The following is a 16,574-nucleotide window of genomic DNA, read 5'->3' on the forward strand; positions in this document are numbered from 1 at the left end:
ACAATAGCAAGAGTGAACCACCTGATCCCTTCCCGAACTCAGAAGTGAAACCTCTTAGCGCTGATGGTAGTGTGGGGTTACCCATGTGAGAGTAAGTCATCGCCAGCTCATTAATTCAAAATCCCCCGAGCTTAAACAGCAGGGGGATTTTTTTATGCTTTTAATAAAGCTAAAGAATTATAAGTCCCAGAAAAGTATCTAAGCATCATGATCAAATAAATAGAAAGACAAGTATTCGGTCGCAAAAACCGGTCTTTAAATTGTCACTGAATCATCCCAACACTGTCATTTTTTCTTGTTTGAATGGTTTTCCCAATTGCTATTTTTAAACTTTATGAAAAAAAGATCTCTTGGCCTTGTTATGGCCGCTGTGTTGGGTTTGAACGGATGTAATGATTCTGATGAAAAGGCGCAGGTGACGCTTACACCCTTGATCAATGAGCCAACTTTGGTGGCTTTTGCAAAACTGGATGTGGCCACCTATGCAGAAGGACCAGATTCCGGTGCATATGTGACCGGTGCAAACGGAATTTTGCCGCCATTTTCTGGGCAGCCTGTGCAAGGTTTTTCGGCTGCTTTAAAAAATAATGATGGGACTTATCTGGTGATGTCTGACAATGGTTTTGGCACGCAAGATAACTCGGCTGACTATCTGCTGCGTTTGCATGTGATTCAACCGACCTTTAGAACAAAAATAGCAACTAACACTGAAGTGAAGCATTTAAGTTATGTGCAGCTGCGTGATCCGAATAAACTCATTCCCTTTTCTATTGTTCATCAAGATACTGCCGAACGTTTGTTAACCGGGGCGGATTTTGACCCGGAATCGATGCAGCGTGCACCGAATGGCAAGATCTGGATTGGGGATGAGTTTGGACCCTATTTACTGCATTTTTCTGCCGACGGTATATTGCTGAGTCCACCAATTCCATTACCGAATCCACTGAATCCGGCGCAAGAGCTGCGTTCACCTCAGAATCAGTTCAATAAAGAACAGCTGAATTTTGTTGAACCACTGGTACAGCGTAGCGGTGGTTTTGAAGGCATGGCGATCTCTCAAGATGGAAAATATCTGTATCCGCTGTTGGAAAAGCCATTACTGAACGATAGTTCTAATCGTTTAATCGTGTCTGAATTTGATTTGGCAAAAAAAGCCTATACAGGCAAATATTATTATTTTCCATTGCATACTAGCGCCACCGCGATTGGTGATTTTCAGCTGTATAGCCCGACTGAAGGAATTATTATTGAACGGGATGATAGTGAAAACGATCTGCTGGGCTATAAAAAGCTGATTAAAGTCACGCTCAGCGCCGCTGGTCAGAATATGCAGAGAGAAGATCTGGTCAATTTGATGGATATTGCCAATCCGGATTTACTTTATGGCACTGCGCGAGCGGGCGATATTGCGACCGGCGAGCGCTTTGGTTTTCCGTTTCAGACCATTGAAGATATTGTCATTGAAGGTCCAGACCTGATTACTGTGCTGAATGATAATAACTTCCCGAGTTCAAGTGGGCGAAATGCCAATCTGGCCGATGATAATGAAATTATTCAGATCCGTTTGCCAAAAGTATTGTTCTAAATTTATCAGCAATTACAGAAGGTCACCTCGGGTGGCCTTTCTTTATGAAAATTTTTTTGTATATTTTTTAATAAAAGCATGCTATAAAAATTAAAACAGGCATAAAAATTGCTTATAAAATGCGGTATTAAAAAAGGTGGGTAGTATGAAGTTATCAGTGGGATTAAAAGTTGCCAACTCCCTGTCATTGACACCCCAGTTGCAACAGGCCATTCGTTTACTTCAATTATCAAGTTTAGAACTTGAGCAAGAAATTCAATTACAGCTCGATAGTAATCCATTATTAGAGAAAGTTGAAGAACAGGCCGATGTTGAGAGTCTGTCAGTGGCAGATACAGATCGTGATCAAAAAGACTTAACCAATGAATTAAATGCCGATCATCTGCCAGATGATTTACCGGTCGATACCGACTGGGATGATGTCTATACCCATCAGCCGACCAGTTTGGGTACGCCAGAATATGAAGAGCGTGAAGATAACCGTCAGGGTGTACTGGGTTTAAAAGAACATATGCTGGAGCAGATTAACCTGCTGCATTTTTCTAAAATTGACCAGCTGATTGCTTACTGCATTATTGATTCTCTGGATGATAAGGGCTTTCTGGAAAGCGATATCAGCGAGATTACTGCTTCAGTCCAGCATCTGCTCGATTCGATGGAGTATGAAGATAACATCGAAGACGATGAAGTGCTGGTGGTATTGAAACATATTCAACGGCTGGAGCCGGTGGGGGTTGGTTCGCGTCATCTGGCGGAATGTCTGTTGATCCAGCTGGAAAGTCTGCCGGCGAATACTCCATGCCGTCAGGATGCCATGCAGCTGATGACCCATTATGAGTTATTAATCAGCAATGAAATTCCAAAACTACTCAAGCAGACCGGTTTAAACACCGATCAGCTGAAATGTGCGGTCGAGTTGCTGAAAACCCTGAAACCACATCCGGGTATGGAATTTGAAGATAAAGAGTCGGATTATCAGATTCCAGATGTGGTGGTGATGAAGAAAAATGACAGCTGGCAGGTACAGCTGAATCCGGATGTTATGCCAAAACTCCGGGTTAACTCGTTTTATGCCAATATGATTCGTCGTGCCGATCAGAGTGATGACAATCAGTATTTACGTAACCAGATGCTGGAAGCCAAAAACTTTATCAAGAGTATTGATGAGCGGCATAAAACCTTACTCAAAGTCGCCACCTGTATTGTTGAACATCAACGTACTTTTCTGGAAATTGGCGCAGAAGGCATGAAACCCTTGGTGCTACGCGATATTGCTGAAGAGGTGGAGCTGCATGAATCTACGGTATCCCGTGTGACCACCAACAAATATATGCTGACCCCACGTGGCCTGTTTGAATTGAAATATTTCTTTTCAAGTCATGTTGGCACTACATCGGGTGGTGAAGCATCGTCAACTGCGATTCGTGCCAAGATCAAAAAACTGATTGCTGAAGAGAACTTACGTAAGCCTTTGTCTGATAACGCAATTGCTAATATTTTAAAAGAAGAGGGGATTGATGTGGCGCGCAGAACGGTGGCAAAATATCGCGAATCTTTACATATTCCATCTTCTTCTGAAAGAAAAGTCTTGATCTAGTTTTGAAAATCTGCCTATTCTAGAGATTCATTATGACAACATAATGAATCTTTTTTTCTATGAGGATGAGTCAAAATGATTGCATGAAGGTATCACTGAGCAGCAGTTCTGGTCCTGTACGTGAATCATTTTGATGATGACTCGTCTAATCCTAACGAAGGTGAGGGATAGAATTATGCAAATAACAATTCGTGGCCATCATTTATCAATTACACCTGCAATTGAAGAAAATATAAAAGCAAAGTTCGCGCAAATGACCAAACATCTGGATCAGGTCAATAGTATGCAGGTGAAGCTCAGTAAAGATCATCAGATCGATAAGCATTCTAAAAAAGGCAGTGCCAACCATATCGCAGAAGCGATTATCCGTTTACCTGGAACGGAGCTGTTTGCCCAGGCCTGTGCTGATGATATGTATACATCGATTAAGAAAATGTCAGAAAAATTAAAACGCCAATTAGACAAGCATCGCAAAATGCAGCTGGTTTATCAGCCTGTCGCGATTTAGCTGAAACAATCGGCAAAAAGAGGTTTTTAAAAAACCTCTTTTTTTATATATATAATGTATGTGACTAATGAATTATTTTTTTCATTTATAGTAAAATGACCGGTTTTACACCGTTGGTCCTATAAGAGGTCTTGTGATGAATAATGAACAGCTCGCTGAAATTTTAAAAGCTGCTTTTCCAGAGGCAGATGTAGTCGTTAGTGGGCAGGGTGGTAAATTTGATCTTCGTATTGTCGATGATCAGTTTGAAGGCAAACGTCTTGTTGCACGCCAACAGGCAGTGTATGCGCCGATTAATGCCTTGATCGCCAGCGGTGAAGTTCATGCGGTAACAATTAAAGCAATGACCAAAGAAGAATGGCGTAAAGCAAGCTTATTCGGAGCTTAATAAATTAATGGATAAATTTTTAATTCAGGGCGGTATTAAGCTCGAAGGTGAAGTGCGCATTTCTGGTGCAAAGAATGCAGCATTGCCATTACTGGCTGCCATGCTTCTGGCCGACTCACCTATTACCCTGACCAATGTGCCTAATCTGAAAGATGTAAACACACTGGTTAAACTCATTGCGGGCCTCGGTATCACCATGTCTTATGAAGGCGATACTGTGGTGGCCGATACCTCAACCCTGAACAACCAGTTTGCACCGTATGAGCTCGTTAAAACCATGCGTGCGTCTATTTTGGTGCTTGGACCGCTATTGGCGCGCTATGGCAGTGCACAAGTATCACTCCCGGGCGGCTGTGCGATTGGTTCGCGTCCGGTCGATCAGCATTTAAAAGCTTTAGAAGCTTTAGGTGCAGAAATCCAGGTCGAAAATGGCTATGTACATGCCAAAGTCGATGGCCGCTTAAAAGGCGGCGAAGTGGTTTTTGATATGGTAACCGTAGGCGGCACTGAAAATATCTTGATGGCTGCCGTGCTGGCGGATGGTGTCACCACCATCCGGAATGCTGCGCGTGAACCGGAAATCACCGATCTGGCACAAATGCTGATTAAGATGGGTGCCAAAATCGAAGGCCTGGATACCGATACTTTGGTGGTAACTGGTGTAGAAAGTCTGCACGGCTGTGAATATGCGGTAGTGGCGGACCGGATTGAAACCGGTTCCTATCTGGCGGCGGCAGCCATTACTGGTGGCAAGATTAAAACCACGCATACCGATCCGGCCCTGCTGGAATCGGTGCTAGACAAATTTGAAGAGATGGGCGCAGAAGTCACCCGTGGGGATGACTGGATTGAACTGGATATGATGGGTAAACGTCCGAAAGCGGTCAGCTTCCGTACTTTGCCACATCCAGATTTCCCGACCGATATGCAGGCCCAGTTGATGGCAGTGAATGCCGTTGGTCGTGGTTTTGCCACCATCTCTGAAACGATTTTTGAAAACCGTTTTATGCATGTTCCTGAATTGGCACGTATGGGCGCCAATATTCAGGTTGAAGGCAATGATGCTGTGGTAACCGGTGTAGAAAAATTATCTGCAGCACCTGTCATGGCTACAGATTTACGTGCTTCGTTCTCTTTAGTGTTAGCAGCTCTGGCGGCTGAAGGGGAAACACTGATTGACCGTATTTATCATATTGATCGCGGTTATGAAAATGTCGAAGCGAAGTTACAAGGTTTAGGTGCCCAAATTAAGCGAGTAAGTTAATGAGCGATATGAGAAACGATGATCCAAACTTTGACGTAATGGGCAATTTTGATCATGGTTTAACTTTAGCATTAAGTAAGGGACGTATTTTAAAAGAGACACTGCCGCTGCTGGAAACAGCGGGCATTAACTTGCTGGAAGATCCTGAAAAATCCCGTAAGTTAATTTTTCCAACCACCCATAAACAGGTGCGTATTCTGATTTTACGTGCTTCTGATGTGCCGACCTATGTGGAAAATGGCGCAGCAGATTTAGGTGTGGCAGGTAAAGATGTCTTGATGGAACATGGCGCACAAAATGTCTATGAACCATTAGATTTAAAAATTGCCAACTGTAAACTGATGACAGCGGGTAAAGTCGGTATGGTTCGTCCAAAAGGCCGCTTAAAAATTGCGACCAAATATGTGAACCTGACCCGTCAATACTATGCCAGCTTGGGTGAACAGGTTGATGTGATCAAGCTTTACGGTTCGATGGAACTGGCACCGCTGGTCGGCCTGGGTGATTACATTGTCGATGTGGTCGATACCGGAAATACGTTACGTGCCAATGGTTTAGAACCACTGGAAGAAATCTGTAAAGTATCTTCCCGTTTAATCGTCAATAAAGCCAGTTTTAAACGTAAACAGGCGTTGTTAAATCCGATTATTGCCCAGCTAGAACAGGCTGTGGCTGATCGTGAACAGGCCAAACAGGCGTAAGTTGTTCAAATAAAAGACCGCTCTTGAGAGCGGTTTTTTATGGCGGTCTATGAGAACAGTCCTGTTAATACTTTTCTTCAATTTGAGCAAAAGTAATTTTCCATAAAAGTCCGTGGCCCAATACGCGATTGATACCCACAAAAGCCTTGAAAACAGGTAAACTAATCTTTTCCATATCAACCTTGTGGGTAAATTGATGCGACGTTTATCGACTCAAGATCAGAACTTCAAGCAGGTGTTTGCTGACTTGTTGGCTTTTGAAACAGTGAGTGATCCAGAACTGTTAAAAACCGTAGACCAAATCATTGCTGATGTCCGTCAGCATGGTGATGCTCATGTTCTTAAATTAACTCAGCAGTTCGATCGACATCCCGCGCATCAATTTTCAGATCTAGAACTGACCCAGGAACAGCTTAAAGCCGCTTTTGATGGATTGAATCGTGAGGTGCGTGAGGCACTGGAGCTGGCTGCAGCACGTATCCGTGAATTCCACCAGGCGCAAAAGCAGGATGGCTGGACCTATGTCGATGCCTTGGGCAATACCTTGGGTCAGAAAGTCACGCCACTGGACCGCGTGGGCATTTACGTGCCGGGTGGTCTGGCGTCTTATCCATCTTCGGTGCTGATGAATGCAGTGCCTGCGCATGTGGCGGGTGTGCCTGAAATTATCATGGTGGTTCCGGCGCCGAATGGTGAGTTGAATCCACTGGTGCTGGCGGCGGCCTATTTAGCGGGCGTGACACGTCTGTTTACCATTGGTGGTGCACAAGCGGTCGCGGCGCTGGCCTATGGAACAGAAACCATTCCATCGGTCGACAAAATTACCGGTCCAGGTAACCGTTTTGTCGCAGCAGCAAAACGTGCGGTATTTGGTCAAGTCGGTATTGATATGATTGCCGGCCCATCGGAAATTTTAGTTTATGCCGAAGGTGAGAATAATGCAGAGTGGCTGGCGATGGATTTATTGTCGCAAGCCGAGCACGACACCGTCGCGCAAGCAGTATTCATTACACCAGATGAAGAATTATTGAATGCTGTTGATGGCTGGATTGAAAAGCACCTAGAAGCATTGCCAAAAGCAGAGATCGCCCGTACCTCGATTGAAAACCGTGGTGCATTGGTATTGGTGAAGGATCGTCAGGAAGCGATTGAGTTAATTAATCAGGTGGCACCTGAACACCTGGAATTATGCATGGATGATCCGCAAGTGATGGCAGAAGATATTCGTCATGCCGGGGCAATCTTTATGGGGCGTTATACCCCTGAAGCGATTGGGGATTACTGTGCCGGTCCAAACCACGTATTGCCAACTTCAGGCACTGCGCGTTTCTCATCACCGCTGGGTGTATATGATTTCCAGAAACGTTCTAGCCTGATCATGTGTTCGCAAGAAGGGGTGAAAACTCTGGCCAAAACTGCGGATGTACTGGCACAGCAAGAGAACCTGGATGCACATGCGAGATCAGCACGTTATCGTTATCAGTAATTAAAGAAATAGAAAACCTCTCCCTAGCCCTCACTTGCGCTTCATTTTAAAGCTGTGCTTTAAAACTTGCTCAGGAGAGAGAACTTTGAGAATTTAAAAATGAATATCACCACCGAACAAATGCGTTTCTGGAGTCCGGCAGTACGTGAATTAGAACCGTACGTACCGGGCGAACAACCGAAAATCCAGAATTTACTTAAACTGAATACCAATGAAAACCCGTATCCGCCATCGCCAAAAGTGGTGGAAGCAGTGCAGAAGGTACTGGCAAACTCGGCGGATGCGTTACGTTTGTATCCAGACCCGGATGCCTCTGAGTTAAAACAGGCCATTGCCAAACAGCAGCAGGTGCCGGTTGAGCAGGTTTTTGTCGGCAATGGTTCTGATGAAGTGCTGGCGCATATTTTTAAAGCCTTCTTTGTTCAGGATCTGCCGCTGTTGTATCCGGATATTACCTATAGTTTCTACCCGGTCTATAGCCAGTTTTTTGGGGTCAATACCCAGGTCATCCCTCTAAATGACAATTTTGAAATTGTGGTGGATGATTATAAGCAGCCAAATGGCGGCATTATTATCACCAATCCGAATGCACCAACCAGTATTGATATGGGCCTGGCTGCCATTGAGGAAGTGCTTCAAGCCAATCCAAACTCAGTTGTGGTGATTGATGAGGCCTATGTAGACTTTGGTGCCGAATCTGCGGTCAGCCTGGTGGAAAAATACGAGAATTTAGTGGTATGTCAAACCACATCTAAATCGCGTTCTTTGGCTGGTTTACGGGTCGGTTTTGCCATCGCCCAGCCGCATTTAATTGCTGCGCTGGAAGCGGTAAAAAACAGTTTTAACTCTTATCCAATAGATCGTTTCGCAATCGCCGCAGCGGTGGCGTCCTTTGAAGATCAGGAATACTTTGAAGCGCAGAACCAGAAAGTGATTGCGAGTCGCGAAACACTGGTAGCTCAGCTGGCTGAGCTGGGTTTTAAGGTATTGCCATCGAGTGCCAACTTTATTTTTGCTTCACTGCCAAGTAAAGACGCGGGTGAATTGGCAGCTGAATTGCGTGAACGTGGCATCATTGTGCGTTATTTTAACAAACCACGGATTAACCAATTCCTTCGGATCACCGTCGGTACCGATGAACAAAACCAGCGTTTAGTGGATACTTTGAAAAACGAGATTTTGGCTTAAGTAAATCCACCCTAACCCTTTTGATAAAGGAGGGAACTCTTCCCTCTAGAAAAGGTGAGAAACAATGGTTCTCAAGGGGGAGGGATTCATAAAAAAGCGACTCAATTGAGTCGCTTTTTATTTATTCAGGTGTGTACCAGGTATTGAGTAAATCCAGCATCGCCGAAACCTTATCAAAACATTCCTGATATTCTGCATCACAATCAGAGGCAATGGTAATACCACCACCGGCCCATAACGAAACTTCGTGTTGATATTTTTGAATCGAGCGAATCAGAATATTCCAGGAACCAGTACCATCAAAATTAAAATAACCCATTGAACCGCAATACGCGCCACGCGGTGCACCTTCCAGCTCTTCAATAATCTGCATGGCACGAATTTTAGGGGCGCCAGTAATCGAGCCGCCCGGAAGTGCAGACAGCAATACATCTAGTGGATTGATCTCTGCTTTTAACGTCGCGGTGATTTCACTCACCATATGATGTACTTGTTTAAATGATTCAATATTGAATAACTTCGGCGTTTTTACTGAACCGGTTTCGGCATAGACACTCAGATCATTACGCAGTAAATCGACGATCATCACATTTTCAGCTTGATCTTTTTCAGAATTTTTTAAGGTCTGTTTAGATTGTTCATCTAATCGTGGATCTGTATAGCGTGGCATGGTGCCTTTAATCGGTTTGGTGAGGAGTTGCCGATGAGGCAGAAAATCAATAAATAATTCAGGTGAACAGCTAAGTAATTCAAAGTCATTTATTTTTAAATAACCAGCATAAGGAGCATGGGTTAGCGCCCAAAAATCTGCAGCGGTATTTAATAATAATCCTTCCGCAGAACCTTTAAATTCCTGGGTTAAATTAATCTGATAACAATCACCTGCAACAATATAATCCTGGACTTGATTAAAGGCCTGTTGATATTCAGTTTTATTCCAGCGTGCGGTACAGGCCTGAGTTAATTTAAATGAATTCTCCTGTTTTTGAGCCAACAAATTTTGAATATAAGTCAATAAAAATTCGGCTTGCTGCTCATCGCTGGTGAAATACCAGTGCCCATTTTCCAGAGTTAGAAAACTGTGAAATTGTCCTAGAAATAAACACGGTTGAGCTTTGCTTTGAGTATGAATGTGCTGTTGGGCGGCATAATCGTAGCTGATAAAACCGATCAGCCCACCTTTAAAATAACTGTCGCCAATACAACCAGTTGCCTGCAAAAAGTCATCTAAAGAAGGCGCTGCTGTTTCTTCAAGATAATGATTAAAACTGTGTTGCTTAAAATACTGCCATTTATTTTGTTGAATAAGGTAGTAATGTTTTGCCGATAAGCCAATAATCGGTTGGCCATTATTTTCTAAATAAACAAGATGTGAGAGTGAACCCAGCGCCTTTAAAATTTCTGCTGGGGTATAGGAGGATTCACAAAGTACTTGTTTGTAGAAAGATGAGGTGGCCATAAATTTGGAGAAAATCAACAATAAATATCTATTTTACCTGATTCTGCGCCAAGAAAATGCTTATGACCGTTTATCGGCAAGCTGAAAAATATGATCAATAGCAGTTGAACAAAAATTGACAGGGGGATAACTTTGTTAGTGCTATCCAGCCGCTCAAGGAAATACGTAGCAGGTTGCTAAAAACAAATAATCAACCCGCTGCACAAGAGTGGTAACAATCAAAAAAATAATACTCTTGGGAGAGTAAATATGAAAACATTTACTAAACTAGCTTTAGTATCTTCAATGGCATTAAGTGCAAATGCATTTGCAATGCAGGCAATGGATGATTCAGCACTTAGCGCAACCACAGGTCAAGATGGTTTATCGATTGGTATCGGTATTTCAAAAATTGAAATTGAAAAGCTCTTTATCCATGATAATGATGGTTTAAATGGTACCATTGATAATGCTGGTGCGATTGTTATTCAAGGGAATGGCATTGCTGGTGATGCGAATGAAAACTTTGGTATCGTCGTTGGTGCTAACTATGATGATGGAGGTGTTTATCTACTTGACTCTCGTAACTTGGCAGATTTAAAAATTGACTCTGATGCCGGTGCAGGTGGTGGTAACACAGCCTTTATTAACATCGCAGCTGATGTGTCTGGTCTGGATATTAAAATTGGTGAGATTGGTGTAACTGCTTCGGGTGTGCAAGGCAGCGCAAGCTCAACCTCAGCACTTCGCCGTGGTGGTGACGACAATAACTACAATGCGATTATTTCAGGTTTATCGCTTAAGACAGGCCCAATGACAGCCAATATCCAGTTAGGTGCTGCGCCACAAGGGGCGATGATTAAACTGAATACTACGATGAAGGGTGGTCTTGAAATTAATAATTTGGGTATTCTGGATAACTCAACGGCAAGTGCTGAGCGTGCAGCAGGTGAGATCTTTATTGAAAGTATTAAAATTGCCGATGCAGATAAGAATGACTTAACCATTACACAAGATGTGCGTGTTATGGGTGCAAGTGTCAGCAACCCGGATGACAAAGGTTATATCCAGATGATTAGCCATGGTGGTGCTAAAGATCACTATGTACAAGGTGTTCATTTAGGTAGCCGAGATGCTGCATCTATCGGTGATGTTGAAATTCAAGGTATGCAAACCTATTTCAGCCCAGCGGCTGGTCAATATCTTCCGGGGGCGGTTATCACTATTCGTGGTCACTAAGTCTTCTATTGAAAAAGCGCGTGTTTTCACGCGCTTTTTTTTACACAAAAACTGTAAAAGTTGGCAAAAATATAAAAAAATACTGTTTTTTTTCTAAAAAAAAGGTATCTTGCTAAATACATGGAAGTAGAGTTCTTACTCTAAAAATAAAAAATGAACTGGCAGAGCTGCCTGGAACTTGAAAAGTAAAAAATTATGTTAGAGATCGCATTAGGCTCGGCATTGATGTATTACGCTGCCACACAAGCCTTCGACTTAAAGGAACAACATCCGGAAACCGTACGCTATACGGAGACACTGGATTCCCGCAATTCTTCTTTTACCCGTATGCATCGTGAGCCTGTACGTATTCAACCTGCTTTACAAGATCAATTCCGGGGCATTGTACGTCAGGCTTATGACTATAGCTGTGGATCGGCCGCTTTAACCACGCTGTTAAATGGTTATGTCGGAACCCGATTGACAGAGCAGCAGACCATGAGTGGTTTGCTACGTTATGGGGAATATGAGCGCATTATTGAACGGCGTAGTTTCTCTTTGCTGGATATGAAACGTTTTGTTGCTGCATTGGGCATGGAAAGTGGCGGCTATCGTGGGGAATTTTCAGATCTGGTCAAGCAGGGCCAGCCCGCAATTGTGCCGATTTCCTATGCCGGTTTTAAGCATTTTGTGGTGTATAAGGCCTATAAGGATGGCCGGGTCTATGTGGCCGACCCGGCACTGGGGAATATCAGTTTTGATGAGCAGCGTTTTAAAGAGGTGTGGGAAAACAATACCTTGTTCCTGATTAATGTGGCGCCTGAATATCGTAAAGACTTCTTGGCTTTACAGGATAGTGATATGCGCCATGTTGAAGATGCCACTGTTAACCATCATGCCTTTGTCAATATTCAATATCCACAATTCTATATGGACAAAATTGCCGATAAAGCCTCGACCATTCGTTTAGAACGAAACATAAATCCTGAGTCAGAGAATTTCGGCGAACATCAGTACAACTTTTTAAGACTCTATTATAAAAGTAAGTAAATATTTACTTTAAAAACGAAAAAAAATTAAAAATTGGAAGGGAAGAAGATGAAATCTAAATGGATGAATAAAACCGTATTGGCCATCAGTATCCAAATGGTCTGGGGCGCAGCTGCTTATGCTGCAGAAGAGCCACAATTAGGACAATATGAAGCAGTAGAAGAGCAGCAGCTTGCGTCAGAAGCCACAGCTCCAGCAGAAAACTCAAGCCCTGAAGAAGTTAGCACTGAAGCAGTTGCTGAGGCCAATATTGAAACAGCAACAGCGACTGCACCGAGTGCTGAGCAGGCTGCATCAACTGCGTTACAGCGGCAGGAAGGGGATGCTACCAAAGAAGCCAATCTGGAAGAAGTCTTTACCTCCAATGAACGCCAATATTCCTTAATCAAAAAAGGCAATATCTCATCTTATTACGATATTGATTATACCTATTATCGTGATACGCAGATTGATATGGAAATGGCGCAAGGCCAAATCTATCAGTTACGTGTTCAGGAAAATGCATCGCATGCATTGACCAATACTTTCACCGTTCAATATGGATTATTGGATAACCTGACCTTAACCGCCTCTTTACCTTTGGTGGCCAAGACCGATCAATTAAAAGATGCGAATACCGCGGGTCTGGGAGATATTTCTTTAGGCGCACGCTGGGAACCTTTCCCTTTAAAAGCCGGCCGTTTGCCACTAATTTTATTCGGAAATCTTTCGACCAAAACCGGTGATAGCCCGTATGAAATTAATAGCACTACCGAACTTGCGACCGGTAAGGGCTATTATTCTGCAGGGATTGGAGCCAGTACGCGTAAATATATCGACCCAGTGGTGTTATTCGCTTCGGTCTCCGCCAATTATGGTTTTAAAGAGTCGGGCTTAAACCAAGTTCGTGGCCCACGTATTATTGAGGAATTTGAGCCGGGCATTAGTGGTGGTTTCGCCTTTGGTTTTGCCTATTCCTTTAACTACGATGTTTCAATGACCATGTCGTATCAGCAGAGTTTTAATACTGGTGCTGAATTTATGTATGATGGAGGAGAGTCTTATTCTCCGGCCGATCAGACCAGTTCTACCCTGGCCATTTCTTTAGGGGTGCGCGTTTCTCCTGAAACGATTGTCAATGGTACTGTTGGTATTGGTTTGACAGAAGATGCACCGGATGTGTCTTTAGGTCTGTCTTTCCCACTCGATATTCTGGGCTTTGGTAAGAAACTTCGCTAAGAGGCTGGTCGTATGAAAATAATTCGACTTCGCCCGTTAGTGTCTGCGCTGATCTTATCGGGCTGTTCGAGTGCTGCTTTTGCACAATTGGGACAAAACCTGTCTGTCGATATCCGTTCCTTGACCATGGGCAACGCGGTCACGGCAGATCCACCGGGCATTAGTGCCATTCATTTTAACCCGGCAGCCTTAACTAAAATTGAAGGCTTGCAAACCGATGTACAAGGGGTGCTGGCGCACTTTGATGTACAGCGTGAGTTTTCTGCGCCAGCCGACTATAACGTATTTGGTTATTCCGATGATCCACTGGTCTGTCATGATGGACCGGAAATTCTGGCTGACTTTTGTACCGACTTTAAAGGTGAAGTATCGGGTGATGTGGAATATGCATCGCTGTATGTGCCGGTACTGAAAAAGTTTGTTGATCTGGGTGAAGGCATGCCACTGGCCGCACCAACAGCAGGGATTGCCTACAATCCGCCGGGGTCTAAAACCACCTTTGCTACTGCGATGTATGCGCCGTTAATTGCCGGTTTTGGTGCTGAAGATGGCAACCCAGGTAACTTCATGGGGCAGCAGGTGGCACTGGAACGGATTACCTATCTATCACCGTCAATTGCCTATCAGGTCAATGATGAGCTATCGGTCGGGGCATCGGTGGGGATGTCCTACCAGGCCATTGCCATGAATACCGACTTGCGTTTCCCGAATGACCTGATCGGGATGCTGCGGATGATTGATGAAGTCGTCTGTACCCCGTTTAAAGAAAACTCCGATATTATTACCGATATTCTGTTGCTGGGGATTTGTAACGCACAGGAAGGCATGAATCCGTTTGGTCGTTTTGGACAAATGGATCTGGCCGTCGAGCAAAGTCTGAGCCCAAGCTATAACCTCGGGGTGTTATGGGAGCCACGTGAAGATTTCAGCTTTGGTATGGTCTATCAAAGCTCCGCCAAAATGCGGCTCAAAGGTAAATATCATATTGATAATGCCAAGGCGCCGAGTGAGCTGATTAAAGGCTTGATGTCTTCCCCAACCGGGCAAATTTTGGCGGCAATTTTAGGCTTCCCGAACTATATTCCGGCCAGTGAGTCAGGGCTGGTGGCGATGGATTTTGAATATCCAGCGCATTTCCAGGCCGGGATTAAATACAAGGTAATGCCAGATTTACAGGTGAACTTTGATGTCGGCTGGACCGATTATGCTGCTTGGGACAAGTTCAAGTTTGAATTTGACCGCCAGATTTCTGCCCTGAAAATTGCCAAATTATTGTCTGAACATGTCTCTGACAGCTCGCTGGCCTTGCCGATGGGCTTCCAGTCACCATGGAGTTGGGGCATCGGGATTGAATATTCTGCTACCGACCGTTTAAAGCTGCGTGCCGGTTATGAACCACGAACCAGTGCGATTCCAGATGACAAGCGTAATACCATGGTACCCATTAATAATGCACGTCTGTTTGGTTTAGGTGTGGGCTATCGTTTTGATGCCGATACTGACCTGGATTTATCGATCGGCTTTCTGCAAAGCCGGGACAAAATTCCAGCCAATACCAGTAGCCTAGCCAACAAAGAAGGGGTGAATAACTTATTACTCAACCCGTATGCGGGACTGAATGTCAAAACCGCTAGCAACATTACAATTTTAGGTCTGAGCTATAGAACACGATGGTAAAAGTGACAAAGCGTTTATCTGGCTTGATTTGCCTGTCTTCACTCTTGGCGCTGTCTTTGGGCTCGGCCAGTGTAAGTTATGCCAATGAGTTTTATACCATTATTGGCCCGGATGGCCGGCCGATGGTGGTACAGCGTAAGGCCGAAACCCGGCCGGCCGCGAAAAAAGAAGCTGTGCCGGTAAACAAAACGCAGGCACAAAGTAGAGCATCGTCTGCTTTGAATCCGGCGCAGCCGCAAGCGCAAATTCCCGTTTCTGAACCTGTCAGAGCTCCTGCTGTTGCAGTCGTACCCACAGTTAGTACTGTACCGACTCAACCAGTCACTACGGTAAAACTCACAGAAAGTATCCCACAAAAAACACCAGATACAGCAGTTGTGGAACAGCCTGTCGTCACACCAGTTGTATCGGCAACCACAAAACCGGTATCAGCTTCATCATCTCCAACGATTACATCTGTCATCCCGCAAACTGAATCTCAGAAAGTATTGAAGACTGTGCAAGCTGATCAACCAGACCGTACTTCATCTTCCGGTTTTACCGAAATGGAAGGGGAGCAGTACGTCAATAATGAATACCTGGAACACAGTGAATTTAACCTGGAGGGGAAAAAGCGTTTTTATATGATGCCGGAAGGCGTAGTTGACAGTAAATTGGGCGGTGGTGCGACCCGGGTGCAGGTGGTAGAACGTGAAAAAGGAGTCGGACAATCGGTGCTGGATCGCCTGTTCAAGAAACGCCAGCCAGAAAGTGTCAAGCCAATGGTGCTGTCATCGACTTATTATCGTATTGCACAGGCCGATGCCATCAGCAGTTTAGGCCAGTCCTGTTTTAACAATAAAAAAATTAAACATGCCAAGACCCTGGCCGTACAGAAAGACGTCAATCTCTGGCCACGTGCACCATTAACAGATGAATTTGATTATGAGGTGGTGAAGCTGGAGGGAGATTTACGCCATCTTCAGGTGAATTCATACGCTTCTAAAACCCGGCAACCTACATTTTACTGGCCTTTTGCCGTTTTTCTGGATGCGCAAGGCTGTGTGATTGAAGGTGCAGGCGGCTACAAGAGCCAGGATACTCAATCCACCTTATTGCAACATGAGCAGGTGGAAGGGGTGATTCAATTGCCGGCTCAAACCCGTTATCTTCTTTTAACCCCGCTGGCATCGGCAATCGATATGGAAAACCGCCAGTTAAGTAATCAGGGCCAATTGAAAATTATTGCCTTAGATCAATAAAAAACATGAGACATC

General features: G+C 44.3%; 14 protein-coding genes and 1 rRNA gene. 14 read left to right on the plus strand and 1 reads right to left on the minus strand.

Features of this window, described 5'->3' with window-relative positions:
• The 9 genes from rrf to hisC all read left to right on the plus strand — a co-directional run.
• Positions 1-108: ribosomal RNA gene (rrf, locus tag FTU55_RS09680) — 5S ribosomal RNA — on the plus strand; the annotation flags it as partial.
• Between the two features lie 226 nt (positions 109-334).
• Entirely contained in the window at positions 335-1,585 is a 1,251-nt protein-coding gene (locus FTU55_RS09685) for an esterase-like activity of phytase family protein (protein WP_180046926.1), read from the plus strand.
• Between the two features lie 145 nt (positions 1,586-1,730).
• Positions 1,731-3,182 (plus strand): RNA polymerase factor sigma-54, encoded by a 1,452-nt coding sequence (locus FTU55_RS09690; RefSeq protein ID WP_104473743.1) that lies wholly within the window; start codon positions 1,731-1,733, stop codon positions 3,180-3,182.
• A 175-nt stretch (positions 3,183-3,357) separates the two neighbouring features.
• The gene (gene hpf / locus FTU55_RS09695; RefSeq protein WP_005179935.1) at positions 3,358-3,690 is read left to right on the plus strand and encodes a ribosome hibernation-promoting factor, HPF/YfiA family; all 333 of its coding nucleotides are present in this window, start codon (positions 3,358-3,360) and stop codon (positions 3,688-3,690) included.
• 136 nt (positions 3,691-3,826) lie between these two features.
• Positions 3,827-4,078, plus strand: a complete 252-nt coding sequence (gene ibaG, locus FTU55_RS09700; protein ID WP_005179933.1) for a BolA family iron metabolism protein IbaG — start codon at positions 3,827-3,829, stop codon at positions 4,076-4,078.
• A gap of 7 nt (positions 4,079-4,085) precedes the next feature.
• Positions 4,086-5,342, plus strand: coding sequence for a UDP-N-acetylglucosamine 1-carboxyvinyltransferase (gene murA / locus FTU55_RS09705; RefSeq protein ID WP_180046928.1), 1,257 nt, complete (start codon positions 4,086-4,088; stop codon positions 5,340-5,342).
• Positions 5,342-6,043: an ATP phosphoribosyltransferase gene (gene hisG, locus FTU55_RS09710; RefSeq protein ID WP_005179926.1), complete on the plus strand. Its 702-nt coding sequence runs from the start codon at positions 5,342-5,344 to the stop codon at positions 6,041-6,043. The genes murA and hisG overlap by 1 nt, the downstream gene beginning before the upstream one ends.
• 184 nt (positions 6,044-6,227) lie before the next feature.
• Complete coding sequence (gene hisD, locus FTU55_RS09715) at positions 6,228-7,529, plus strand: histidinol dehydrogenase (RefSeq protein ID WP_163170368.1); 1,302 nt, start codon at positions 6,228-6,230, stop codon at positions 7,527-7,529.
• Between the two features lie 99 nt (positions 7,530-7,628).
• On the plus strand, positions 7,629-8,717 hold the full coding sequence (gene hisC, locus FTU55_RS09720) for a histidinol-phosphate transaminase (RefSeq protein ID WP_180046930.1): 1,089 nt from the start codon (positions 7,629-7,631) through the stop codon (positions 8,715-8,717).
• 121 nt (positions 8,718-8,838) lie between these two features.
• Here hisC and FTU55_RS09725 read toward each other — a convergent pair whose 3' ends face one another.
• Positions 8,839-10,176, minus strand: a complete 1,338-nt coding sequence (locus FTU55_RS09725; RefSeq protein ID WP_180046931.1) for an anthranilate synthase component I family protein — start codon at positions 10,174-10,176, stop codon at positions 8,839-8,841.
• A 249-nt stretch (positions 10,177-10,425) separates the two neighbouring features.
• Between FTU55_RS09725 and FTU55_RS09730 the strand changes: the two genes are divergently transcribed.
• From FTU55_RS09730 to filE, 5 genes are all read left to right on the plus strand, one after another.
• Positions 10,426-11,394 (plus strand): DUF6160 family protein, encoded by a 969-nt coding sequence (locus FTU55_RS09730; RefSeq protein WP_180046933.1) that lies wholly within the window; start codon positions 10,426-10,428, stop codon positions 11,392-11,394.
• 195 nt (positions 11,395-11,589) lie between these two features.
• Entirely contained in the window at positions 11,590-12,423 is an 834-nt protein-coding gene (locus FTU55_RS09735; RefSeq protein ID WP_180046935.1) for a C39 family peptidase, read from the plus strand.
• 48 nt (positions 12,424-12,471) lie between these two features.
• Positions 12,472-13,641, plus strand: coding sequence for a hypothetical protein (locus FTU55_RS09740; protein WP_180046936.1), 1,170 nt, complete (start codon positions 12,472-12,474; stop codon positions 13,639-13,641).
• 12 nt (positions 13,642-13,653) lie between these two features.
• Positions 13,654-15,318 (plus strand): OmpP1/FadL family transporter, encoded by a 1,665-nt coding sequence (locus FTU55_RS09745; protein WP_016659496.1) that lies wholly within the window; start codon positions 13,654-13,656, stop codon positions 15,316-15,318.
• Positions 15,312-16,559 (plus strand): putative pilus assembly protein FilE, encoded by a 1,248-nt coding sequence (gene filE, locus FTU55_RS09750; protein ID WP_180046938.1) that lies wholly within the window; start codon positions 15,312-15,314, stop codon positions 16,557-16,559. The genes FTU55_RS09745 and filE overlap by 7 nt, the downstream gene beginning before the upstream one ends.
• Positions 16,560-16,574: the final 15 nt, after the last annotated feature.

Source organism: Acinetobacter sp. YH12117 (genome assembly GCF_013418865.1).
In the GTDB taxonomy this organism is placed as follows: Bacteria; Pseudomonadota; Gammaproteobacteria; order Pseudomonadales; family Moraxellaceae; genus Acinetobacter; species Acinetobacter indicus.

Excerpts from the sequence above, each read along its gene's own strand:
- FTU55_RS09685 (WP_180046926.1), top strand. The coding sequence starts at position 335 with ATGAAAAAAAGATCTCTTGGCCTTGTTATGGCCGCTGTGTTGGGTTTG.
- FTU55_RS09690 (WP_104473743.1), top strand. The coding sequence starts at position 1,731 with ATGAAGTTATCAGTGGGATTAAAAGTTGCCAACTCCCTGTCATTGACA.
- hpf (WP_005179935.1), top strand. The coding sequence starts at position 3,358 with ATGCAAATAACAATTCGTGGCCATCATTTATCAATTACACCTGCAATT.
- ibaG (WP_005179933.1), top strand. The coding sequence starts at position 3,827 with ATGAATAATGAACAGCTCGCTGAAATTTTAAAAGCTGCTTTTCCAGAG.
- murA (WP_180046928.1), top strand. The coding sequence starts at position 4,086 with ATGGATAAATTTTTAATTCAGGGCGGTATTAAGCTCGAAGGTGAAGTG.
- hisG (WP_005179926.1), top strand. The coding sequence starts at position 5,342 with ATGAGCGATATGAGAAACGATGATCCAAACTTTGACGTAATGGGCAAT.
- hisC (WP_180046930.1), top strand. The coding sequence starts at position 7,629 with ATGAATATCACCACCGAACAAATGCGTTTCTGGAGTCCGGCAGTACGT.
- FTU55_RS09725 (WP_180046931.1), bottom strand. The coding sequence starts at position 10,176 with ATGGCCACCTCATCTTTCTACAAACAAGTACTTTGTGAATCCTCCTAT.
- FTU55_RS09730 (WP_180046933.1), top strand. The coding sequence starts at position 10,426 with ATGAAAACATTTACTAAACTAGCTTTAGTATCTTCAATGGCATTAAGT.
- FTU55_RS09735 (WP_180046935.1), top strand. The coding sequence starts at position 11,590 with ATGTTAGAGATCGCATTAGGCTCGGCATTGATGTATTACGCTGCCACA.
- FTU55_RS09740 (WP_180046936.1), top strand. The coding sequence starts at position 12,472 with ATGAAATCTAAATGGATGAATAAAACCGTATTGGCCATCAGTATCCAA.
- FTU55_RS09745 (WP_016659496.1), top strand. The coding sequence starts at position 13,654 with ATGAAAATAATTCGACTTCGCCCGTTAGTGTCTGCGCTGATCTTATCG.
- filE (WP_180046938.1), top strand. The coding sequence starts at position 15,312 with ATGGTAAAAGTGACAAAGCGTTTATCTGGCTTGATTTGCCTGTCTTCA.